Annotated in this window: 19 protein-coding genes; 18 read left to right on the plus strand and 1 reads right to left on the minus strand. The window is 42.1% G+C overall.

The annotated features are described in order from the left end of the window. Positions 1-20 precede the first annotated feature (20 nt). The 10 genes from dprA (at position 21) to Q1X33_RS09070 (ending at position 11,371) form a co-directional block, all read left to right on the plus strand. A complete protein-coding gene (dprA, locus tag Q1X33_RS09025) occupies positions 21-899 on the plus strand; it encodes a DNA-processing protein DprA (protein WP_005229619.1) in 879 nt (292 codons plus the stop codon). 142 nt (positions 900-1,041) lie between these two features. Beyond that, positions 1,042-3,120: a type I DNA topoisomerase gene (gene topA, locus Q1X33_RS09030; RefSeq protein WP_005229621.1), complete on the plus strand. Its 2,079-nt coding sequence runs from the start codon at positions 1,042-1,044 to the stop codon at positions 3,118-3,120. 151 nt (positions 3,121-3,271) lie between these two features. Beyond that, entirely contained in the window at positions 3,272-4,573 is a 1,302-nt protein-coding gene (trmFO, locus tag Q1X33_RS09035) for an FADH(2)-oxidizing methylenetetrahydrofolate--tRNA-(uracil(54)-C(5))-methyltransferase TrmFO (RefSeq protein ID WP_005229622.1), read from the plus strand. A 119-nt stretch (positions 4,574-4,692) separates the two neighbouring features. Then, entirely contained in the window at positions 4,693-5,118 is a 426-nt protein-coding gene (locus Q1X33_RS09040; RefSeq protein ID WP_010749390.1) for a hypothetical protein, read from the plus strand. 13 nt (positions 5,119-5,131) lie between these two features. After that, complete coding sequence (locus tag Q1X33_RS09045) at positions 5,132-6,568, plus strand: flotillin family protein (protein ID WP_301969635.1); 1,437 nt, start codon at positions 5,132-5,134, stop codon at positions 6,566-6,568. Between the two features lie 195 nt (positions 6,569-6,763). After that, a complete protein-coding gene (gene xerC, locus Q1X33_RS09050) occupies positions 6,764-7,702 on the plus strand; it encodes a tyrosine recombinase XerC (RefSeq protein ID WP_080544137.1) in 939 nt (312 codons plus the stop codon). A gap of 22 nt (positions 7,703-7,724) precedes the next feature. Beyond that, positions 7,725-8,267 (plus strand): ATP-dependent protease subunit HslV, encoded by a 543-nt coding sequence (gene hslV / locus Q1X33_RS09055; RefSeq protein WP_005229630.1) that lies wholly within the window; start codon positions 7,725-7,727, stop codon positions 8,265-8,267. A 14-nt stretch (positions 8,268-8,281) separates the two neighbouring features. Continuing rightward, entirely contained in the window at positions 8,282-9,679 is a 1,398-nt protein-coding gene (gene hslU / locus Q1X33_RS09060; protein WP_301969636.1) for an ATP-dependent protease ATPase subunit HslU, read from the plus strand. 13 nt (positions 9,680-9,692) lie between these two features. After that, positions 9,693-10,484 (plus strand): GTP-sensing pleiotropic transcriptional regulator CodY, encoded by a 792-nt coding sequence (codY, locus tag Q1X33_RS09065; protein WP_005229632.1) that lies wholly within the window; start codon positions 9,693-9,695, stop codon positions 10,482-10,484. Positions 10,485-10,495: 11 nt separating this feature from the next. After that, a complete protein-coding gene (locus tag Q1X33_RS09070) occupies positions 10,496-11,371 on the plus strand; it encodes an aldose 1-epimerase family protein (protein WP_005229634.1) in 876 nt (291 codons plus the stop codon). Between the two features lie 52 nt (positions 11,372-11,423). Here the strand turns inward: Q1X33_RS09070 and plsY are convergent, their stop codons facing one another. After that, positions 11,424-12,062 carry a glycerol-3-phosphate 1-O-acyltransferase PlsY gene (gene plsY / locus Q1X33_RS09075; RefSeq protein ID WP_005229637.1) on the minus strand — a complete coding sequence of 213 codons (639 nt, stop codon included), beginning with the start codon at positions 12,060-12,062 and terminating at the stop codon, positions 11,424-11,426. A gap of 284 nt (positions 12,063-12,346) precedes the next feature. On the opposite strand from plsY, the gene parE reads away from it, so the two are divergent. The 8 genes from parE to Q1X33_RS09115 all read left to right on the plus strand — a co-directional run bounded on the left by parE (position 12,347) and on the right by Q1X33_RS09115 (position 23,279). Next, positions 12,347-14,374 carry a DNA topoisomerase IV subunit B gene (parE, locus tag Q1X33_RS09080; protein ID WP_034869325.1) on the plus strand — a complete coding sequence of 676 codons (2,028 nt, stop codon included), beginning with the start codon at positions 12,347-12,349 and terminating at the stop codon, positions 14,372-14,374. A gap of 11 nt (positions 14,375-14,385) precedes the next feature. After that, positions 14,386-16,848 carry a DNA topoisomerase IV subunit A gene (gene parC, locus Q1X33_RS09085; RefSeq protein WP_201689539.1) on the plus strand — a complete coding sequence of 821 codons (2,463 nt, stop codon included), beginning with the start codon at positions 14,386-14,388 and terminating at the stop codon, positions 16,846-16,848. Positions 16,849-17,118: 270 nt separating this feature from the next. Continuing rightward, positions 17,119-19,347, plus strand: coding sequence for a formate C-acetyltransferase (gene pflB / locus Q1X33_RS09090; protein WP_270787837.1), 2,229 nt, complete (start codon positions 17,119-17,121; stop codon positions 19,345-19,347). Between the two features lie 104 nt (positions 19,348-19,451). After that, on the plus strand, positions 19,452-20,207 hold the full coding sequence (pflA, locus tag Q1X33_RS09095; RefSeq protein ID WP_005229643.1) for a pyruvate formate-lyase-activating protein: 756 nt from the start codon (positions 19,452-19,454) through the stop codon (positions 20,205-20,207). A 94-nt stretch (positions 20,208-20,301) separates the two neighbouring features. Next, on the plus strand, positions 20,302-21,231 hold the full coding sequence (locus Q1X33_RS09100; RefSeq protein ID WP_005229644.1) for a manganese-dependent inorganic pyrophosphatase: 930 nt from the start codon (positions 20,302-20,304) through the stop codon (positions 21,229-21,231). A gap of 88 nt (positions 21,232-21,319) precedes the next feature. Next, positions 21,320-22,129 carry a DUF1803 domain-containing protein gene (locus Q1X33_RS09105; RefSeq protein WP_005229646.1) on the plus strand — a complete coding sequence of 270 codons (810 nt, stop codon included), beginning with the start codon at positions 21,320-21,322 and terminating at the stop codon, positions 22,127-22,129. Positions 22,130-22,326: 197 nt separating this feature from the next. After that, positions 22,327-22,773 carry a hypothetical protein gene (locus Q1X33_RS09110; RefSeq protein ID WP_005229648.1) on the plus strand — a complete coding sequence of 149 codons (447 nt, stop codon included), beginning with the start codon at positions 22,327-22,329 and terminating at the stop codon, positions 22,771-22,773. A gap of 98 nt (positions 22,774-22,871) precedes the next feature. Next, positions 22,872-23,279 carry a hypothetical protein gene (locus Q1X33_RS09115; protein WP_005229650.1) on the plus strand — a complete coding sequence of 136 codons (408 nt, stop codon included), beginning with the start codon at positions 22,872-22,874 and terminating at the stop codon, positions 23,277-23,279. Positions 23,280-23,421 lie beyond the last annotated feature (142 nt).

The raw sequence follows: 23,421 nt of genomic DNA on the forward strand, positions 1-23,421 counted from the left end.
AAGAAAAGAGGGCTTTGTTTATGAAGTATCAACAAGCAACAGATTTTGAAAAACAGTTGATAAAACTGTACTACTGTCAGGGAATTGGTCTGCAAGGTTGTTGGAAGATCATTTGGCATTGGTTGGAAACAAAAGAGATGAATTGTTCGCTGGAAGAGATGATTGCCATCGGGGTCCTTCCACAGCACCGTGCGGTTTTTCGGCGATCATGGGAGCGATTGACAGACGAACACATCGCACAAAAGATGGGCGCACAAAACTACCTCACTTTCTTCTCGGCGGAGTATCCGATGCTTTTACGACAAATCGCGGACCCGCCATTGATGCTTTTTTATGAAGGGAATCTGCAATTGCTACAAACGACCATGATTGGCTTTGTTGGTGCAAGAACGGCGTCCTTATACGCACGAAAAGTTTGCGAAAAGCTGATTCCACCTCTAGTGACGGAAAATTATACCATCGTTAGCGGATTGGCCAATGGTGTCGACAGCTTTGCCCATGAATCAGCCATCAGAAATCGTGGACAAACCATTGCTGTGATTGCTTCTGGGATGGACCATTGTTATCCGTCATCTTCCTACCGTTTGTTCCAACAGATCCGTCAAGAACATCTGGTGCTAAGCGAATATCCCCACGATACCAAACCGCAAAGATACCACTTTCCGCTGCGCAATCGCATTATTGCTGGGATCTCAAAAGGGGTCTGCGTAATTGAAGCCAAGGAAAGAAGCGGTTCTTTGATTACGGCACAGTTAGCGATGGAAAACGGACGAGAAGTTTTTGCAGTGCCTGGTGAAATGATTTCGGATCAGTCAAAAGGTTGTCACCGCTTGATTCAAGATGGTGCAAAATGTACGATTAGCGTGTCGGATATTTTACAAGAGTTAGCCTTTTTTTGATTTTTCCAATCAACCTTCCTTGACAAACCTTTTCTTGAAAGCTATGATAAGCTACGATTTGTATGTTTCATCTGCATACGATAGGTTCACTGATTGATAGAATATAATAGTAGGAAAAATTCAGGAAGGAGCCATTCTTTATATGGCATATAAATATTTAGTAATCGTGGAATCGCCAGCAAAGGCGAAAACCATTGAAAAATACCTTGGACGAAATTACAAAGTCGTCGCAAGTGTCGGTCATATTCGTGATCTCCCTAAAAGTAAGATGGGGATCGATGTCGAAAATGATTATGAGCCTCATTACATTTCGATCCGTGGAAAAGGTGACGTGATCAAAAGTCTCCGTTCTGCTGCGAAAAAAGCTGAAAAAGTCTACCTCGCAAGTGACCCGGATAGAGAAGGAGAAGCCATTGCTTGGCATTTAGCTTTTCTACTTGGACTAGATTTAAAAGATAAAAATCGTGTCGTCTTTAATGAAATCACTAAAGATGCGGTCAAAGCAGCCTTCAAAGAGCCAAGAACGATCGATGTGGATCTCGTCGATGCTCAACAAGCACGGCGGATCTTAGACCGATTAGTCGGGTATTCATTGAGTCCGATCCTTTGGCGCAAAGTCAAAAAAGGGTTAAGTGCTGGACGTGTTCAATCGGTGGCGCTTAAGATCATTATTGATCGTGAAAAAGAGATCCGTGATTTTGTTCCTGAAGAATATTGGAGCATTGATGGAAACTTTAAAAAAGCCACGAAGAAATTCAAAGCCAATTTTTGGGGCTTAGATGGCAAAAAGAAAAAATTACCGAATGCTGAAAGTATTAAAGAAGTCACCGATCGCCTTTCTGGTAAAGACTTTCAAGTGACAAAGGTTGAAAAGAAAGAACGCAAACGGAATCCATCTGCACCATTTACCACCAGTAGTTTGCAACAAGAAGCAGCCCGCAAACTGAATTTTCGAACACGGAAAACCATGATGGTCGCACAGCAGCTCTATGAAGGGATCGCCCTTGGCAAACAAGGGACTGTCGGTTTGATTACCTATATGCGTACCGACTCGACGCGAATCGCTGACACAGCCAAAGGGGAAGCAGCCGAATTTATCGAAAACACCTATGGTTCAGAGTTCTCCGCTCACGGTGGCAAAAAACGCGCCAATGCACAAGGGGCGCAGGATGCCCATGAAGCAGTAAGACCGACCAGTGTTTTGCGTACGCCAGAAGCCATGGAGAAATTCTTAGACAAAGACCAATTAAAATTGTATCGCTTGATCTGGTCTCGCTTTGTGGCTAGTCAAATGACGCCTGCCATTTTGGATACGATGAAAGTTACTTTGGATCAAAATGGTGTCATCTTTATTGCCAATGGTTCAAAGATCAAATTCAAAGGATTTATGCAGGTCTATGTGGAAGGACGCGATGATGGCAAAGAAGACAAAGAGAACATCTTGCCAGAGTTAGTCGAAGGAGATGTCGTTCAATCCGTATCGATCGAACCGAAACAGCATTTCACCCAACCACCTGCTCGTTACAGCGAAGCAACGTTGATCAAAACCCTTGAGGAAAACGGTGTGGGTCGTCCTTCAACCTATGCACCGACGTTAGAAACCATTCAGCGGCGTTATTATGTGAAATTGACGCAAAAACGTTTTGAGCCAACTGAACTTGGTGAGATCGTCAATTCGTTGATCGAGGAATTCTTCCCGCAAATTGTTGATATGCATTTTACTGCTGAAATGGAAAATAGCTTGGATAGCATTGAAGCTGGGAAAGAAGAATGGGTCAAAGTTGTCGATCAGTTTTATCGCCCATTTGAAAAAGAATTGACAACTGCAGAAGAAAGTATCGAAAAAATTCAAATCAAAGATGAACCTGCAGGCTTTGATTGCGATCTTTGTGGTCATCCGATGGTGATCAAATTAGGCCGCTACGGAAAGTTTTATGCTTGCAGTAATTTCCCAGATTGCCGCAACACAAAACCAATCGTGAAAGAAATCGGCGTTGAGTGCCCTGTCTGTCATCAAGGGCAAGTCGTTGAACGCAAATCGAAGAAAAACCGGTTGTTTTATGGTTGTACCCGCTACCCTGAATGTGACTTTACTTCTTGGGACAAACCAGTGGGTCGTAATTGTCCGAAGTGTGATAATTATTTAGTCGAAAAGAAAGTCAAAGGCGGGAAACAAGTCGTTTGTATCAAAGGCGACTATGAAGAAAATGTGCAAAAATAACTAGCAGGATATCCTGTTAAAAAAGAATCGGCGTATTCTCTTGAACGGTCAGCCTCATCGTTGGCTGACAAAAGAAAGCGCCGGTCCTTTTGATTAATACAAGCTGTTTCTTATGAAAAGAGACGAGCTTTTGAAATAAAAGGAGAGCACTATGAAAGAAATCAATGTTATTGGTGCCGGTTTAGCCGGAAGCGAGGCTGCGTGGCAAGCAGCGCAAGCAGGTGTCGCAGTAAATCTTTATGAAATGCGTCCTAAGAAGTCGACAGAAGCTCATCACACAAATAATTTTGCCGAGCTTGTTTGTACCAATTCACTACGAGGCAACAATTTAACGAATGCGGTCGGTGTCTTGAAAGAAGAAATGCGTCGCTTGGATTCAGTGATTATCACTTCTGCAGACAAAACAGCGGTTCCAGCAGGTGGTGCCTTAGCTGTGGATCGCGATGATTTTTCAGAGTTGGTCACCAAACGTGTCAAGGAGCATCCTTTAGTTACAGTCATCGAAGAGGAGATCACTGAAATTCCAGAAGGCATCACTGTGATCGCAACAGGTCCATTGACTTCTGAACCGCTCTCAAAAGCGATCCAAGCGTTTAACGGATCTGAAGGATTTTATTTCTATGATGCCGCAGCTCCAATCGTTGACAAATCAACCATCAATATGGATAAAGTTTATTTGAAATCTCGTTACGATAAAGGTGAAGCAGCCTATCTGAACTGTCCGATGAATGAAGAGGAGTTTTATGCGTTTCGTGAGGCCTTGGTCAATGCAGAGGTGGCTCCTTTGAAAGAATTTGAAAAAGAAAAATTCTTTGAAGGGTGTATGCCGATCGAAGTCATGGCTGGTCGTGGTCCGAAAACCATGTTGTTTGGTCCGATGAAACCAGTTGGGTTAGAAGATCCGAAAACTGGCAAGCGTCCTTACGCAGTGATTCAGCTGCGTCAAGACAATGCGGCGGCTTCTCTTTACAACATCGTTGGCTTTCAAACACATTTGAAATGGGGCGAACAAAAACGGGTATTCCGGATGATCCCTGGCTTGGAAGAGGCTGAATTTGTGCGCTATGGCGTGATGCATCGGAATAGTTTTATGAATTCACCTGAGCTTTTGCAACAAACCTATCAATCGAAAAAACGTGAGGACCTCTTTTTTGCTGGACAAATGACTGGGGTCGAAGGGTATGTGGAAAGTGCAGCCAGCGGGTTGATGGCTGGCATCAACGCTGCCAAACTTGCAAAAGGCGAAGCACCGATCATTATGCCACAAGAAACGACGATTGGTAGTATGGCGTATTATATCACCCATGCTGAAGGCAAACACTTCCAACCAATGAATGCAAACTTTGGGTTGTTGCCAGAACTTCCAGAGCGAATCAGAGACAAGAAATCCCGTTATGAAGCATTGGCAAATCGAGCGTTAGCTGCTTTAGAAAAAGCCAAGGAACAATTATAAGCACGATGATTGAAAACTTTCTTACTGATAATTGGTGAGAAAGTTTTTTTTTAATTTGTCTTGAAACTTTAATCAAGGTGACTTATGATAGACAGTAACAATGACAGAAGGTGGTGAAGATGGTGATCGGAGAATGGATTCATTTGATTCAAAACTATTTACAGCGTTTTCCTACAGTGATCCAATTTTTAGGTTGGCTGATCCTCTTGGTCGGGGTCATTTTCGTTGTTTTTGTTGCATTTAGTTTGCTGTTGGGGCCCTTTATGTGGCTCTACAATCGCATCACAGACAAAAACCGCAGCAATGTCATTAGCCGCAATGAGTTTGTGATCGGCGAACTGACGGAAAAGATTGTCGGAGATACAATCGGCGAAGTCATGGAAATAGGGAGTCAAGGTGCACGTTCTGTTTATCCTGCTCGTTTTTTTCGAGAAGAAGATCGTGAAAACAATGTTCGATTGCCAGTCGGCACCAAAGTCATCATTGTCGATTTTGATAAAAAAGGGATCGCGTTGGTGGTTGAAAGTAAAAATTTTATAGAATAGGAAGTGTTAGGTTATGGTGGATACAGGATCAGCAGTTGATTTTTTAAGTAATCCGATTTTATGGGGCGTTGTCCTCGTAGTTTTATTGATCGCCTTTTTGATGATACGCTACCGAATCGGAAAACCCGATGAAGCGTTGATCGTCACGGGATCGTTTTTAGGAAAAGAAGGCATCAAGATTTTAAAAAACAGTGGGACGTTTGTGATTCCTATTGTTCAAAAGGCACATAAATTAAGTTTACTGACCCACAAGTTAGAGATTGGGACACCAGAAGTTTATACAGAACAAGGCGTACCGATCAAAGCCAGTGCCACGGTATTAGTGAAAGTCGGCAACAGTACCGAGTCGATCAAGACAGCCGCTGAACAATACTTAGGCAAATCCACTTGTGAACTGGAAGATGAAGCGCAAGAAGTCTTAGAAGGTCACTTACGGGCAATTCTAGGAACGATGACGGTGGAAGCCATCTACAAAAACCGCGATGATTTTGCGGAACAAGTACAAGAAGTTGCCTCTACGGATTTGAAAAAAATGGGGCTGGAGATCGTTTCATTTACGATCAAAGACGTTAGCGACAGCAATGGGTACCTGGATGCTTTAGGGCGTCCCCAGATTGCTGAAGTGAAGAAGAATGCTGAAGTAGCAGAATCCAATGCCTTAAGAGAAACGCGGATCAAGCAAGCGGAGAATGAACAGTTGGCACAGCATGAAGAGATCCGTCGCCAAACAGAAATCGCAGAAGCGACAAAAGATATGGCGTTGAAACAAGCGCAGTACAAACAAGAACGTGAAGTTGCGGATGCGAAAGCAGAACAAATCGCGGTCGGTGAACAAATGAAAGTGCAATTGATCGAGCAAGAAAAAAATATTGAGATACAAGAGAAACAAGCGGAATTGACAGAAAAAGAATTGAATGCAACTGTTCGTAAAAAAGCCGAAGCAGATAAATATGTCGTTGAACAAAACGCATTAGCAGACAAAGCACGTGAAATCGCCCGAGCACAAGCCGAAGCGGAAAAAGTCAAATTGGCTGCACAAGCGGAAGCGGAACGAATTGAAAAATTAGGTAGTGCCGATGCGGAACGAATCGCAAAAGTCGGTCAAGCCGAAGCGGAAAGCCGAGAAAAAATGGCGATCGCTTTGACCAAACTGAACGAAGCTGGTATTTTGATGGAATTTATCAAAGTGCTACCTGAAATCGCAAAAGAAGTCAATGCACCCCTTAGCAATATCGATAAAGTGGTCAGCTTTGGCGGCAACGATGGGCTTCAATCAATGGGAGAAGCTGGCTTAGCTCGAACCTTTGATACGATCAAAGAAACCACCGGATTAGACTTAGTGGCGTTGATCAATGACACCATGTCCACAAAACAAGGAAACAGAGAGCTAGTTCAGGCTGTTTCACAAAGCAATGGTTCGCCTCAGCCAACAACGGAGCGGATCGAATAAAAGGAAATAAATGGAAACGTACCAGTCCCTCTCTATTTTGAGACAGGGACGGGTACGTTTTTATGGCTCTTTTGAGTGATCTTTCTGAAGAATGATAAGAATCTTACGAAGATTCTTAGAAAGTTTTCACAATTATGTCTAAACTTTGAAATATTGATTAAATTCTGACAATTCATTTGTTTTTTTTTGTGGTCTATGCTAAAGTTATTTCGAATCATGAAAAGGGGGGTTACTTTGCAAACGGATCAATTACAAGAAGAGTTTTTTCGTTATCTTATTGTTGAAAGAGGGTATTCGGAAAAGACAAAAAAAGCGTATCAAGAAGATATGAACGATTTTTTTCACTTCTTGAAAGAGTCTGGCAATGAAGACCCGTTAGCGGTGGAGTATCGTGATGTTCGTGTCTATTTGAGCTACTTGACGGAACGAGGGTATAGCCGTAATTCCATCAGTCGGAAAATGGCTAGCTTGCGTTCATTCTACCAATTTCTAACCAAGCATGAGATCGTCAAAGAGAATCCCTTCGCCTACATTCATTTAAAAAAGAAAAACGCTAAATTGCCGCGTTTTTTTTATGAAAAGGAAATGGATGCTCTTTTTCAAAGTGTCGCTGGTGATGAGCCATTACAACAGCGCAATCAAGCATTGTTAGAAGTCCTTTACGGTTCAGGTCTGCGGGTCAGCGAGTGTAGCAGTCTGACGCTGGGCGCGATCGATTGGGAAAGCGGCGTTTTGCTGATCCACGGAAAAGGCAACAAAGATCGCTATGTTCCTTTCGGCAGTTACGCACAAGCGGCAGTCAAGCGCTATCTTTCCTCAGGACGCAAGCAACTGATGGAAAAGCAGAACAAGGAACACGAGGTCCTCTTCGTGAATCATCTAGGTGATGGGATCACTGCAACAGGGATCGAGTATGTGTTGAATCAAATCATCCGAAAAAGCAGTTTAGACAGTAAAATCCATCCTCATATGCTGCGGCATACGTTTGCGACCCATCTATTAAACAACGGAGCCGATATGCGGACCGTTCAAGAATTGTTGGGGCATGCCAATCTATCTACGACACAGATCTATGCGCATGTCACCAAAGACAGTTTACAAAAAAATTATCGCCAATTTCATCCACGTGCGTAAAATTGGTACAGGAGGAACGTAAATGAAGTCAGAATTTCATTCAACCACCATCTGTGCGGTTGAAAAAGATGGCAAGTTTGCCATGGCTGGTGACGGTCAAGTAACGATGGGAGAACAGGTCGTTATGAAAGGAACCGCTCGGAAAGTCCGTCGAATTTACAACGGTGAAGTGATTGTTGGCTTTGCCGGTAGTGTGGCAGATGCCTTTACCTTGGAAGAAAAATTTGAAGGAAAACTAAATGAATACAACGGAAACTTGCAACGAGCTGCAGTAGAATTGGCACAAGAATGGCGGACGCAGCAATCGATGCAAAAATTAGAGGCGATGCTGATCGTCATGAATGACAAGGAGATGCTCTTAGTCTCAGGGACAGGTGAGGTCATTTCGCCAGATGAAGGGATTTTAGCTATCGGTTCAGGTGGAAACTATGCCTTGGCGGCAGCCCGTGCAATGAAACGTTATGGCGGTGAACTATCTGCCAAAGAAATCGCTGAAGGTGCCTTGAATATCGCAGCAGACATTTGTGTCTTTACGAATCACAATATCATTGTAGAAGAGTTTTAAAGAGGGATGACGATATGACAAACCAAAACAAATCACCACGAGAGATCGTGAAAGAATTAGATGAATACATCGTTGGACAAACCAATGCCAAAAAATCAGTGGCGGTTGCATTAAGAAATCGTTACCGCCGACTGCAATTAGATGAAAAAATGCAGCAAGATGTCACACCAAAAAATATTTTGATGATTGGACCAACGGGTGTTGGGAAAACGGAAATTGCGCGACGGTTAGCGAAAATCGTTGATGCGCCTTTTGTTAAGCTAGAAGCAACGAAATTCACAGAAGTCGGTTATGTCGGTCGAGACGTAGAATCGATGGTTCGTGACCTTGTAGAAAACGCGATCCAAATCGTGAAAAAAGAACAATATAAAAACGTACGCATCCAAGCGGAGAAAAAAGCCAATCGTCGTTTAGTAAAAGTCTTAGTTCCTGGTATTAAAAAGGAACAGAAAAAGAACACCAATCCTTATGAACAAATGATGGATATGTTCAACGCCGCACAACAACCAGAAGAACCAAAAGAAGAATTGACAGATGAGATTCGCAGCAATCGCCAAGCGATTTTCGAACAATTAGAAAAAGGCCTTTTGGATAACCGAGAAGTGACGATCCAAGTCGATGAACCGAAAAATAAAGCGCCAATGATGAACAATGGCTTAGAACAAATGGGCATTGATTTGAATGAAACATTAGGTGCATTGAAACCGCAAAAGAAAATTGAACGCACAGTAACCGTGAAAGAAGCGCGGGAATTGTTAATTCAAGAAGAATCCTCCAAACTGGTCAACGACGCGGATATTCATAGCGAAGCATTACGTTTGGCGGAATCTAGCGGCATCATTTTTCTTGATGAAATCGACAAAGTATCTTCGAAATCGCAGCAATCAGGAGAAGTTTCTCGTGAAGGGGTGCAAAGAGATATCTTGCCGATCGTTGAAGGCTCACAAGTCAATACGAAATATGGAACGTTACAAACCGACCATATTCTCTTTATCGCTTCAGGCGCATTCCATCTATCGAAACCAAGCGATTTGATCCCTGAGTTGCAAGGGCGTTTCCCGATCCGCGTGGAGCTGGATGACTTGACGAAGGAAGACTTTGTTAAAATTTTAACGGAACCAAACAATGCCTTAGTCAAACAATACGTTGCCTTGTTAGGAACCGAGAATGTCAAAGTGGTCTTTACGATGGAAGCCATCGAAAAAATTGCCGAAATCGCGTATCAAGTGAATCGCGATACCGACAATATCGGTGCCCGTCGTTTGCATACGATTCTAGAGAAACTACTTGAAGATCTATTGTTTGAAGCATCTGAGATGCAAATGGGGGAAATCACAATCACAGAAGCGTATGTGGAAGAAAAACTTGCGTCAATCGCAAAAGATGAAGACTTAAGCCGGTATATTTTATAAAGGGAGCGGACCAATGAAAACATTATTAGAAAAGACAAGACAAATCAACGAATTATTGCAGCAAAAAAACACCTTTAATTTAGCTTCTGATTTGCCTTACGACAAAATGGCTGTCATTTTAGGAAACATTCTAGACAGCAATGCGTATATTATTAGCGTCGACGGCAGCGTGTTAGGTTTTGTTGAGAACCATGATGTCAATAATGAGCGCATCAAAAAAATGTTTGTCGAAAAACAGTTTCCTAAAAATTATACAGATTTAGTCGATCACCTGACTTCCACAGAAGCCAATGTGCCGATCAGTGACGATATGACGGCTTTTCCTGTGGAAGGCCGAGAGCTGTATCCCAATGGTCTAACAACCATCGTACCAATCTACGGTGCAGGAGAACGCTTAGGGACGATCATTCTTTCCAGAATCGATACATCCTTTGATGATGATGATTTGGTATTAGCGGAATACAGTGCGACAGTTGTTGGTATGCAATTCTTGTACCAAAAATCCCGTAGTATCGAAGAAGATGTTCGCAGTACCACAGCTGTTCAAATGGCGATCAACACGCTTTCTTATAGTGAGCTAAAAGCTGTTCAAGCAATTTTTGAGGCATTAGAAGGAGACGAAGGTCGTTTGACCGCATCAAGTATCGCTGACCGTATCGGCATCACCCGTTCGGTGATCGTGAACGCTTTGCGTAAATTAGAGTCTGCCGGTATTATTGAATCCCGCTCTTTGGGGATGAAAGGCACCTATTTAAAAGTGCTTAACAGCCGCTTTAAAGAGGAATTGACGAAACATCAATATTAGGAGATGAGACCATGACAGTTACCATCACGGCCGGTCATCTGCAAGCAAAGGTTGCAGAAAAAGGGGCTGAGCTGCAAAGCTTAGTCGATACGAGCAATGACCTTGAATATATTTGGCAAGCTGATCCAAACCACTGGGGAAAGCATGCACCGATCTTATTTCCGATCGTGGGTGCGTTAAAAGAGGACACCTATCAACATGAGGGCAAGAGTTATCATTTGCCTCGTCATGGATTTGCCAGAGACATGTTATTTACTGTCGTTGAACAACGCACAGATTACGCTTTGTTTTTACTAGAAAGTTCGACTGAAACCAAAGCAAAGTATCCGTTTGATTTTCAGCTGTATGTCAGTTATGAATTAGGCGGTGATGGTTTAGTCGTCAAATACCAAGTGAAGAATAGCGGTCAAAAAGAACTATTCTTCTCCATTGGTGGACACCCTGCATTCAACGTCCCACTTGAAAAAGGGCTGACTTTTGAAGACTATTATCTTTCTTTTTCTCCAAAGAAATCACGAGTGAAATTGCCGTTAAAAGGCAACTATATTGATTATGAGCAACGCACACTCGGTCAAACGAATACGGATCTACGCTTGACCCATGACATGTTTGCAAATGATGCGCTAGTTTATGAAACGAAAGGATTACATTCCTACTCGATTCGCAGTGAAAAATCGCCTCATAGTGTCACGTTAAGCTACAATAATATGCCGTATGTCGGTTTTTGGTCCACGTATCCAGTGAAATCGCCATTTCTATGTATTGAACCATGGTGCGGCATCGCAGATACGCTAGAAGCCTCCGGTGAGCTGTCAGAGAAGCTGGGGATTCAAGCACTTCCACCTGAAGAATTATTTGAAACAAAGTACTCCATCACAGTTAAATAAACGTATGAAAAAAGAAGCTGGGAAAAGCGCAATGACTTTTCTCAGCTTCTGCTTATTTGTTCGTTTGATGCTTATTCAGTCCAAAGGGTACCCGACTTTCGGTCCCATCTTTGATGCGGGTAATGTTTTCACGATGGCGAATAAAGATAAAAATCGTTACGCCGATCGCAATGAAGGTCAGCAGCCAATTTTGCTCAGGCAAGATCGCAGGAGCGATAAAAGGCAAGACGATCGTCGATAAGGTGATCAAACACGCCGCGATCATACTGGTCAGGCTCACCATACTTGTCACATAAAGACAGATAACGAAAATCAATGAAGAATAAATGAAAAAGAGCGGATTGTATCCTAAGAGCATCCCAGCACTTGTCGCCACTGCTTTGCCGCCTTTAAATTTGGCAAAGATCGGGAAGGTATGACCTAAGATCGCACAGACCCCAAACCAGAGCGGATTGACAGTATGGAGACCAAAGATGACTGGCAAGCTGGTCGCCAAAGTTCCTTTTAAGATATCCATCAATAAAACAACGATGCCGGCTTTTTTTCCTAAGACGCGAAATGTATTGGTCGTTCCCGTATTGCCGCTGCCGAATTGGCGAATATCTTTTTTGAAAAACAGTTGGCCAATCCAAACACCAGAGGGGATCGAACCTAAAAGGTAAGCAACAATAAATAAAAGAATCGTATTCATAATAACCAACTTTCTTTGCAAGGCTAGGGCAATTTTAGCATGAAAACGCCTTTCCAACAATAAGAAAATCTTTCGCTGGTCAGACAAAGAAGAAAAACAGCTTTTCTCAGAGCTGTGAAACACAAACAAGCCATTTTGCGACTCTAGCTTGTGCAAACAAAGGAAAAAGGATAAGATAGTTTAGAAAAATGTTCGCTTGAAAAAAGCGTATTTTGTGTTAAGATTTTTTTTGCAGTCCTTTCAGGATTAGAAAAGGACTGATCAAGATTAAAGGAGCGGTGGGTTTGGCAAAGAAAACCACAGAATATAATGATGCTTCCATTCAGGTCTTAGAGGGCCTCGAAGCAGTAAGAAAACGGCCAGGAATGTATATCGGCTCGACCGATAGCCGCGGCTTGCACCACTTAGTGTATGAAATCGTCGATAATGCGGTTGATGAGGCGCTCTCAGGATACGGCAATGAAATCGATGTTACGATCCATAAAGACAATAGTATCAGTGTTCGAGACAATGGCCGAGGAATGCCGGTCGGGACACATGCATCGGGAATCCCAACTGTTGAAGTGATCTTCACCGTGCTACATGCTGGCGGAAAGTTTGGCCAAGGCGGCTACAAAACTTCTGGCGGCCTTCATGGGGTTGGTGCCAGTGTTGTAAATGCCTTATCCAGCTGGCTAGAAGTGGTCATCGTTCGTGACGGTATCGAATACAAACAGAGCTTCAAAGACGGCGGGAAACCAGCAGGTACTTTGAAAAAAATCGGTAAAACCCGTAAACCAACGGGAACAACCGTTACGTTTAAACCAGACGATACGATCTTTTCGGCAACCAAATTCTCCTATGAGATTCTCGCTGAACGTTTGAGAGAATCAGCATTCTTGTTGAAAGGGGTCAAAATCTCCCTGACGGACGAACGTGGGGAAGAACCGATTCATGAAGTCTTTTTATATGAGGAAGGCATCAAAGAATTTGTTGATTATTTAAATGAAGAAAAAGATACCTTGACCCAAGTGGTTTATTTTTCTGGCACCAAAGAAGCCATCGAAGTAGAACTTGCCTTTCAATACAATGATGGGTATTCAGAAAACGTCTTGTCCTTTGTCAACAATGTACGTACCAAAGATGGCGGTACCCATGAAGTTGGGATGAAGACGTCAATGACCAAAGCCTTCAATGAGTATGCCCGCAAGGTCAATTTGTTGAAGGAAAAAGATAAGAACCTTGAAGGCAGTGATTTCCGTGAAGGGTTAGCGGCAGTTCTGTCGATCCGCGTGCCAGAAAATCTTTTGCAATTTGAAGGACAGACCAAAGGGAAATTAGGGACACCCTTAGCAAGAAATGCGGTAGACAATGTGATTGGTGAGCAGCTAGGCTATTATCTACAAGAAAACAGTGAAATGAGTCAAATGCTGGTTCGTAAAGCGATCAAGGCAAGAGAGGCCCGTGAAGCTGCCAGAAAGGCGAGAGAAGAAAGCCGTACTGGAAAGAAACGCAAAAAAGGCGAGTCACTGCTTTCTGGTAAATTAACACCTGCGCAATCTCGTAATCCTAAGAAAAATGAATTGTATTTGGTGGAGGGGGATTCTGCGGGTGGTTCAGCAAAGCAAGGACGAGACCGCAAGTTCCAAGCCATCTTGCCATTGCGAGGCAAAGTCATCAATACTGAAAAAGCCAAGATGCAGGATATTTTGAAAAATGAAGAAATCAATACGATGATCTATACTATCGGTGCCGGTGTTGGCCCAGAGTTTTCAATTGAAGACTGCAACTATGATAAAGTGATCATCATGACCGATGCGGATACCGATGGGGCGCACATCCAAGTGCTGCTTTTAACCTTTTTCTACCGGTATATGAAACCTTTGATCGAAGCGGGGAAAGTATACATTGCTTTGCCACCTTTGTACAAAGTGTCTAAAGGGTTAGGGAAAAAGGCAGTAGTCGAATACGCTTGGACCGATGATGAACTAAGCAAACTGACCCAAAAAATCGGAAAAGGCTATATGCTTCAGCGCTACAAAGGGTTAGGGGAAATGAATGCCGATCAATTGTGGGAAACGACGATGGATCCAGAAACGCGGACGCTGATTCGGGTACGGATCGATGATGCTGCCCAAGCAGAACGTCGCGTCACCACTTTGATGGGGGACAAGGTAGAACCTCGTCGGAAGTGGATCGAAAACCATGTTCAATTCAGTTTAGAAGAAGATGGCAGTATTTTGGATAAAAAAGAAGATACGGTACCGGAATTAGTTGATGAAAAGTTAATGGATACCGAACAAGCAGACAGCAAACAGTTAGTTAAGGAATAGGAGGTGGTCTCTTGGAACACAAAAGCAATATACAAGAATTGACATTGGAAGAAGTGATGGGAGATCGCTTCGGTCGATATTCCAAATACATTATTCAAGAACGGGCACTACCAGATATTCGTGATGGGTTAAAACCGGTTCAGCGGCGGATTTTATTTGCCATGAACCAAGACGGCAATACGTATGACAAAGGCTTCCGCAAATCAGCAAAATCTGTCGGAAATATCATGGGGAATTTTCACCCCCATGGGGACTCGAGTATCTATGAAGCAATGGTCCGCATGAGTCAAGACTGGAAGCTACGTCAGATTTTGATTGAAATGCACGGGAACAACGGGAGTATGGATGGTGATCCGCCAGCTGCCATGCGTTATACGGAAGCACGGCTTTCGGAATTAAGTGGTGAGCTATTAAAAGATATTGAAAAAAACACCGTGGAATTGGTTTGGAACTTTGATGATACTGAAAAAGAACCAACTGTTCTACCAGCAAAATACCCGAATCTGTTAGTCAATGGCTCAACTGGGATCTCAGCTGGCTATGCAACGGAGATCCCTACCCACAATTTAGGGGAAATCATCGATGGAACGATCTATTTGATCGACCATCCGCAAGCTTCTTTGGATCAGCTGATGAAGTACATTCCTGGCCCTGATTTTCCAACAGGGGGCATTTTACAAGGGAAAGAAGAAATCAAAAAAGCGTATGAAACAGGCAAAGGCAAAGTGATCCTGCGTTCGAAAACCAAGATCGAAGACATCAAAGGCGGCAAACAGCAAATCGTCATCAATGAGATCCCGTATGAGGTCAATAAAGCCAACTTAGTTAAAAAAATGGATGAGATCCGTTTGAATAAACGCATTGATGGGATTGCTGAAGTACGAGATGAAACAGATCGTACTGGACTGCAGATCGTTGTCGAGCTGAAAAAAGAAGCAAATGCGCAAGGGATTTTAAATTATTTATTTAAGAATACCGAATTGCAGATCAACTACAACTTCAACATGGTGGCAATCGACAATATGCGTCCTCAGCAAGTCGGATTAAAGCGGATTTTAGAAAGCTACATCAAACATCGCCGTGAAGTGATCGAAAAACGCAGTCGTTTTGAGCTGCAAAAAGCGCAAAAAAGACAGCATATCGTTGATGGGCTGATCAAAGCTTTGTCGATCCTTGATGAGGTGATCGCTACCATTCGCGGTAGTAAAGACAAAAAAGATGCCAAAAATAATCTGGTGGTTCAACATGGTTTTACCGAAGAACAAGCAGAAGCCATTGTGAACTTACAGTTGTATCGCTTGACCAATACGGACATTACACAATTGCAAGCAGAAGCAAAAGAACTTGCAGAAACGATCGCTGAATTGACAACGATTTTGAATGAAGAAAATGAATTGCTGAAAGTGATCAAGAAAGAACTGCGAGAGATCAAGAAAAAATATACGACGCCGCGGTTGACTGAGATCGAAGCAGAAATTCAAGAAATCAAGATCGAAACACAAGTCTTGGTCACCCAAGAAGAAGTCGTCGTGACGGTCACAAGAGACGGCTATGTCAAACGCAGCAGCTTGCGTTCTTACGGTGCTTCAAAACCAGAAGAGATCGGCATGAAAGAAGGCGACTCTTTACTTTACAGTAATCAAATGAACACGTTGGATCACCTGTTGTTGGTTACTAATAAAGGGAACACGATCTATCGACCGGTCCATGAATTACCTGATTTAAAATGGAAAGATTTAGGGGAACATATTTCGCAAACAGTCATGACACTGGCGCAAGATGAAATGATCATTGGGGTCTTTGCCTACAAAGAGATCGATCCATTGAAAAATTTCGTGCTGATCAGTAAAAACGGCATGATTAAACAAACACGAATGACGGAATTTGAACCTTGGCGCACCTATAAGACACGGCCAATGACGATCATGAAGCTGAAAGATGAAACCGATGAATTGGTCAATGTCTTTTTGACTGATCAAACAGAAGAAATGGATGTCTTTTTAGTCAGTCATCTTGCCTTTGGCTTACGGTATTCGCTTAATGAAGTGCCCGTTGTGGGACCAAAAGCAGCTGGGGTCAAAGCGATGAACCTTAAAGCGGATGATTATCTTATCAATGGGTTGTTAGTTTATTCAGAAGGGGATACACCGATCGTTCTGATTACCCAACGTGGCGCAGCAAAACGCATGCTAGCCCAAGAGATCACCCAATTAGGACGGGCGAAGCGTGGATTGATGGTCTTACGGGAATTGAAGAAAAACCCTCATCGCGTAGTCTATATGGGGAATGGAGAGAACCAGCAGCTACTGGTAACCAACCAAAAAGGACAAGCCTTTGAAGTCATCACGAATCAAATCCCGATCAATGATCGGACCTCCAACGGCTCATTTATCATGGATGAGAAAACAGGGGGGCAAATCTACGAAGTGAAAACACAAATCAGTCCTGCAATCGCAGAGGATTCTGTACTATAAATTATAACAAAGCAACCATTCTGTACCAGTACAGAATGGTTGTTTTTTTGCCTCTTAATTAATCTTTCACATTAATAAAAAACGCACTTTAATAAAAGATTCACATTTGATAAATGCTTATAAATCAACGTTTTTAATAATAAAAATCTTAAAAAAAACTAAATTGTTCAAAATAATTCTTGAAAACACTTGCAATCATTAGGGTGTGTGTTATACTGTTCACGTAAAGCTGTTACATTAGTGAACAGAAAATTTAAGGAGGTCCATCAGATGGAACAATGGAATGGATTTAAAGGAAAAGCTTGGAAAGAAGAAGTAAACGTACGCGACTTCATCCAAGAAAACTACACACCTTATGACGGAACAGATGAATTCCTAGCAGATGCTACTGAAGCAACGACGAAGCTATGGGATCAAGTCATGGAACTGAACAAGCAAGAGCGTGAAGCTGGCGGCGTATTGGATATGGATACAAAAGTCGTTTCAACGATCACTTCTCATGGACCTGGCTACTTAGACAAAGACTTAGAAACAGTTGTTGGTTTCCAAACGGAAAAACCATTTAAACGCAGCTTGCAACCATTTGGCGGCATCCGCATGTCAGAACAAGCAGCAGAATCTTACGGCTATGAAATTGATGCGGAAGTCTCACATATTTTCCGTGACTACCGTAAAACACATAACCAAGGAGTTTTTGATGCTTATACACCTGAAATCAGAGCAGCGCGCCGTTCTGGTGTAATCACAGGTCTTCCTGATGCTTATGGCCGTGGCCGAATCATTGGTGACTACCGTCGTGTGGCATTATACGGTGTGGACTTCTTGATCAAAGAAAAACAACAAGACCTATTGTATTGCGGAAACGGAACGATGTCTGAAGACATTATCCGCCAACGTGAAGAATTGAGTGAACAAATTCGTGCTTTAAGCGAATTGAAAGAATTAGGAAACATTTACGGATTTGATATCTCTAAACCTGCTCAAACGGCGAAAGAAGCATTCCAATGGTTATATCTTGGTTACTTAGCAGCTATCAAAGAGCAAAATGGTGCAGCAATGTCATTGGGACGTACGTCAACTTTCCTTGATATTTATGTTGAACGCGATTTGAAAAATGGCGTGATCACTGAAGAAGAAGCACAAGAAATCGTTGACCATTTCGTCATGAAACTACGTCTTGTGAAATTTGCTCGGACGCCTGATTACAACGCATTGTTCTCTGGTGACCCAACTTGGGTAACTGAGTCAATCGCTGGTATGGGTGAAGATGGACGCCACATGGTAACAAAAAACAGCTTCCGTTTCTTACACACTCTAGCAAACTTAGGTCCAGCACCAGAACCAAACTTGACTGTTTTATGGTCAACACGTTTGCCTCATAACTTCAAAACATTCTGTGCGAAAATGTCGATCCAAACATCAGCGATTCAATATGAAAACGATGATGTGATGCGTGGACATTGGGGCGATGATTACGGAATCGCTTGTTGTGTATCTGCAATGCGCATCGGGAAACAAATGCAATTCTTTGGTGCTCGTGCCAACTTAGCGAAAACATTGTTGTATGCAATCAACGGTGGGGTCGATGAAAAATCAAAAGCACAAGTTGGACCAAAATTCCAACCAATTACTTCTGAATACTTGGATTACAACGAAGTAATGGAAAAATATGACACAATGATGGACTGGATTTGTGATCTGTATGTGAACACATTGAACATCATTCATTACATGCATGACAAATATTCTTATGAACGCATTGAAATGGCGCTCCAAGATACAGATATTCTACGTACGATGGCTACTGGTATCGCTGGTTTCTCTGTTGCAGTTGATTCATTATCAGCGATTAAATATGCCAAAGTTCGTACGATTCGTGATGAAAACGGCATTGTTGAAGATTACGAAATCGAAGGCGATTATCCTAAATACGGAAACAATGATGACCGTGTAGATGATATCGCAGTCAACTTGTTGAAAGCTTTCATGAAGAAAGTAAAACGCACAAAAACATATCGTGATGCAAAGCATACAACTTCGATCCTTACAATCACTTCTAATGTGGTTTATGGGAAGAAAACAGGGAACACGCCTGATGGACGTCGTGCAGGTGCACCATTTGCTCCAGGTGCAAACCCAATGCATGGCCGCGATACGCATGGTGCATTAGCAAGTCTTTCGTCAGTTGCGAAATTACCATATGATTACTCATTAGATGGTATTTCAAACACCTTCTCAATCGTACCTAAAGCATTAGGTCGTGACGATGAGACACAACAAGAAAACCTAGCAACAATGCTAGATGGCTATGCAGCAAAAGGTGGTCACCACTTAAATATCAACGTATTTAACCGTGATACATTACTTGATGCGCAAGCTCACCCAGAAAAATACCCACAATTAACGATTCGGGTTTCTGGTTATGCGGTTAATTTCATTAAATTAACCAAAGAACAACAAGATGATGTCATTGCTCGTACAATGCACGAAGCAATGTAATAAGCAACAACTTCAGGCGGCGGACGGGAAAATCCGCCGCCTCTTGTTTTGAGAGTATCAGACGGAGCATGGTCATCCGTCGTTTCGAAGAAAGGAAGAGCATTATGGCAGTAACAGGACAAGTACATTCAACAGAAAGTTTTGGATCAGTAGATGGACCAGGTATCCGTTTTATTGTATTCATGCAAGGATGCCGCATGCGTTGCCAGTTTTGTCATAATCCAGATACTTGGAAGATTGGCACGGGTGTCGAACGAACGACCGATGACGTCTTAGAAGAGGCGTTGAAATATCGCGAATTCTGGGGACAAAAAGGTGGGATCACCGTTAGTGGCGGGGAACCGTTACTTCAAATGGACTTTCTGATCGATCTGTTTCGTAAAGCCAAAGCAGAAGGGGTCAGCACAACATTGGATACTTGCGGAAAACCATTTACACGAGAAGAGCCTTTTTTCAGTAAGTTTCAAGAGTTGATGACTGTGACCGATTTGCTGTTGTTTGATATCAAACATATCGATAACAAAGCCCATAAAGAGCTAACCACGCAATCCAATGATAATATTTTGGATATGGCGAATTATCTTTCAGAGATCAATCAACCTGTCTGGATTCGTCACGTCCTGGTTCCTTTTAGAAGCGATTATGATGACTTCTTGATCCGTTTGGATGAATTTATCAAGACGTTGAAGAATGTCGATAAAGTTGAGATCTTACCTTATCACACGATGGGGAAATACAAGTGGGATGAGCTAGGCTTGAAATATCCCCTTGAAGGGATCGAACCACCAACCGAAGATCGGGTGAAAAATGCCAAACGTTTGCTCCATGTAGATGACTATAAAGGCTACTTAACCCGTTGATCAAAACAGGAAAGAAGAGATTGCTATTGCTTCTTTCCTGTTTTTTTACTATGATTAGAAAGTGAATATCAATTGAAATAGGAGCGATGAAGAAATGTCGAAAATATTAGTATTCGGTCATCAAAATCCTGATACCGACGCCATTGGTGCAGCAATTGCCTTTGCAAATTTACAAAATCAACTTGGAAAAAATTGTGAAGCAGTAGCGCTTGGTACACCGAATGAAGAGACACAATTTGCGTTAGATACCTTTGGCCTAACTGCCCCTCGGGTGATCGATTCAGTGGCAAAGGAAACCCAAGAAGTAATGTTAGTGGATCATAATGAATTTCAACAAAGTGTAGCGGATATTGCGGATGTCACTGTGTTGGCAGTTGTTGATCATCATCGTATCGCTAACTTTGAAACGGCAAATCCACTGTATTATCGTGCAGAGCCGGTCGGTTGTACAAGTACGATCGTGTTGAAATTATACAAAGAAAATCAAGTGGAAATTCCAAAAGCGATCGCAGGAATCATGCTCTCAGCGATCATCTCTGATACATTGTTGTTTAAATCACCAACATGTACCGACGAAGACGTAACAGCAGCCAAAGAACTAGCCGTTATAGCAGATGTAGAACTGGAAGTCTATGGATTAGATATGTTAAAAGCTGGTACGAATCTTGGAACGAAATCAGCAGCAGAATTGCTGGACCTAGATGCCAAAAGCTTCCCAATGGGTGCTAAAAACATCCGTATCGGACAAGTCAACACGGTTGATCTAAAAGAAGTCTTTGACCGTCAAGCAGAGTTGGAAGCGGCTATGAAGGATTCAATGGCAGCAAATGGCTATGATCTGTTCTTGCTGGTTGCCACTGATATCTTAGATAGTAATTCTGAGCTGCTAGTCGTTGGTGAACCAACTGCCCCAGTAGAAGCAGCCTTTAAAACGACATTAACCAACAATCGTGCGTTTTTAACTGGTGTCGTTTCTCGTAAAAAACAAATCGTACCTCAATTAACAGAGGTTTTTGAAGGATAATTAAGCTAACTGTCTGAATGCTGGTGAGATCTGTTTTGGTAGATCAAGCCAGCATTTTTCATGATTGTTTGGATAAGGAGTACACGCAGTGAAATTTTTTTATAGTCCCCACTTTCGCTCATTGCAACCGATACTGGAATCTTCGAAATTCCATGAATTGGTAGAGGAGCTATTAAATAGCCAAGAGCCGCCGACACTACGAGCATTAAAATCGAAGTTTACAGATGGTTCTTTTGATAAAATTCTTGACCGCTTGATCGCAGAAAAGTTGATCATCCGTCAAGAACGACGCTATTATTTAGGCTTCCCCATCTATACTGAACATGATCAACAGCAGATACAAGTAAGTGATGATTTCTATCAAGCAGCGCGCAATTGGTCAACACAAGAAATCGCTGGTTTTATCAAAAGTTTTGCTGCGTCAAGTGTTGAAAATAAATACTTTTACGGTTGTCAGCAAGGAGTTGAACAAGGAGCGGTCTATGCATTGAGTCATGAACAATTTCAGTTGATCTCTTACTCAGAAACACAGTGGCCACCAACACTGCCGGCTTTTTTTGAAGCGAATGAACAGTTGCGCACCCTTGCGATCTATGATGAATTAATGGATTTGATCGGTGATGTCGATCCAGTCTATTACTTAGACCAAGTGAGTGTGATCCTTGAACGCATTCGTAAAAATAAAAAAGTCCGTCCGAGTATTTTTCTGGAGTCACTTCAACGGTTCGAGATCATAAGTCCTGAGCTACATTTGTTGCTGGAAGAAATAAATTGTGATAATCTAAAAAACGAGCGTTATCCGTCTTCTGAAAAGGATCTGTTCGTCCAACGCCTTGTGATCGCTCACTTGGCAAACAAATCAGGTTCATACAATACACTTTATTTCAATAATAATTAAAATTTCTAATAATTATGTTATTTGTTTTAAATTTTCTGACTATTAAAAAGTTGCTAGATTCGATTCTAGCAGCTTTTTTTCTTATTTCTTCAAATGATAATTTGATGAATAAAAATTAAAAAACAACAATCGTTTTGTTTGGAGTTTTGATTTCTTGATGATATGATGATTCTAGAACTTTGAAAGGGGATATAAAAATGGAAGGATATAAAACGGTTGATTTTGAACAGTTGGAACAAAACAAAACGAAAGCAGAAATGATCACGTTCGTATCAATGTCAGAAATAGAAGCTGCTCGGCAAGCAATTACAAAAGCGGGGATCGATGAAACGCGTTTTTCTGATGGCGATCTCATTCTTGCGTTAAAACAACAGGAACGGTTTGGGGCAAATACGATCGTTTCCGTGATCATTGATTGGCTCATCAATCAAAACTATCTGGTGAATCCAGCTCATGCCATGCGTTACTTAGCAAAGAAAATGGCAAATGGGCCAGTGACGAGTTACAAATTATTAAGTGAGGGTGAGTTTGATTGTGACGGGAACTATTACTTGATTGCTCGAACAAACACCTCCTCATCGGCAAATAAAGTCTATAAAGTTTACACGGATGGACAAGTAAAAGAGCTTTGGCAGGCAAAATAAGTACAGATGATTTCGGCTCTAGTGAATAAGGAAAACGGCTGTGTAAGCAGTAGTTAGCGGAAAAAGGATTTTTTTAGATTGAAGGTTGTGAAAGACGCGTGAAACTAAACATTCGAATCGGCTTAGCTGGCAGTCATCTTCTGATTGGTGCATTCAGCTTGCTCGGCGCTCTGCTGACGCTTTATAAAGTACCGACAAGTTTTGGTGCGATCCAAGCCTTGTTAGGTGAAATTTATTATACCGATACGGTATTTGACCGATTTACTCAGCTCTTCTTGTTGGGGATCATCAGTCTTTATACCGTGGTGACCAGTTTTTATGGGTTTCGATTTTGGTGTTTTTGCTCCGCCTCTTCTGCATTTGGGACACTGTTGGCATATTTTGAATTAACTGAAACACTTCCAGTGATGGTAGTTTTCATTCTTGTTTTAGCAAGTTTGTTTCAGTTATGGGTAGTCACATACTTCATTTTCCAAAAGCTAAAAAGTAGAGCTGAAACAGGTTGAACAGATACGTTCAAGCTGTTTTTTTCTGTCAAAGATTATTTGCTGGCAACTAAGGTTATTGCGTTACTAGCGCAGTGTTTTATGCTATGCTAGATATAGAGATGTAGTTGATTTTGAAACGATTTCTAAAAGATGAAAGAGC

It is taken from the genome of Enterococcus sp. B2E4 (genome assembly GCF_030499455.1).
GTDB lineage: Bacteria > Bacillota > Bacilli > Lactobacillales > Enterococcaceae > Enterococcus_D > Enterococcus_D casseliflavus.

Coding starts and splice junctions, on each gene's coding strand:
- dprA (WP_005229619.1), top strand. CDS start 21: ATGAAGTATCAACAAGCAACAGATTTTGAAAAACAGTTGATAAAACTG.
- topA (WP_005229621.1), top strand. CDS start 1,042: ATGGCATATAAATATTTAGTAATCGTGGAATCGCCAGCAAAGGCGAAA.
- trmFO (WP_005229622.1), top strand. CDS start 3,272: ATGAAAGAAATCAATGTTATTGGTGCCGGTTTAGCCGGAAGCGAGGCT.
- Q1X33_RS09040 (WP_010749390.1), top strand. CDS start 4,693: ATGGTGATCGGAGAATGGATTCATTTGATTCAAAACTATTTACAGCGT.
- Q1X33_RS09045 (WP_301969635.1), top strand. CDS start 5,132: ATGGTGGATACAGGATCAGCAGTTGATTTTTTAAGTAATCCGATTTTA.
- xerC (WP_080544137.1), top strand. CDS start 6,764: ATGCTAAAGTTATTTCGAATCATGAAAAGGGGGGTTACTTTGCAAACG.
- hslV (WP_005229630.1), top strand. CDS start 7,725: ATGAAGTCAGAATTTCATTCAACCACCATCTGTGCGGTTGAAAAAGAT.
- hslU (WP_301969636.1), top strand. CDS start 8,282: ATGACAAACCAAAACAAATCACCACGAGAGATCGTGAAAGAATTAGAT.
- codY (WP_005229632.1), top strand. CDS start 9,693: ATGAAAACATTATTAGAAAAGACAAGACAAATCAACGAATTATTGCAG.
- Q1X33_RS09070 (WP_005229634.1), top strand. CDS start 10,496: ATGACAGTTACCATCACGGCCGGTCATCTGCAAGCAAAGGTTGCAGAA.
- plsY (WP_005229637.1), bottom strand. CDS start 12,062: ATGAATACGATTCTTTTATTTATTGTTGCTTACCTTTTAGGTTCGATC.
- pflB (WP_270787837.1), top strand. CDS start 17,119: ATGGAACAATGGAATGGATTTAAAGGAAAAGCTTGGAAAGAAGAAGTA.
- pflA (WP_005229643.1), top strand. CDS start 19,452: ATGGCAGTAACAGGACAAGTACATTCAACAGAAAGTTTTGGATCAGTA.
- Q1X33_RS09100 (WP_005229644.1), top strand. CDS start 20,302: ATGTCGAAAATATTAGTATTCGGTCATCAAAATCCTGATACCGACGCC.
- Q1X33_RS09110 (WP_005229648.1), top strand. CDS start 22,327: ATGGAAGGATATAAAACGGTTGATTTTGAACAGTTGGAACAAAACAAA.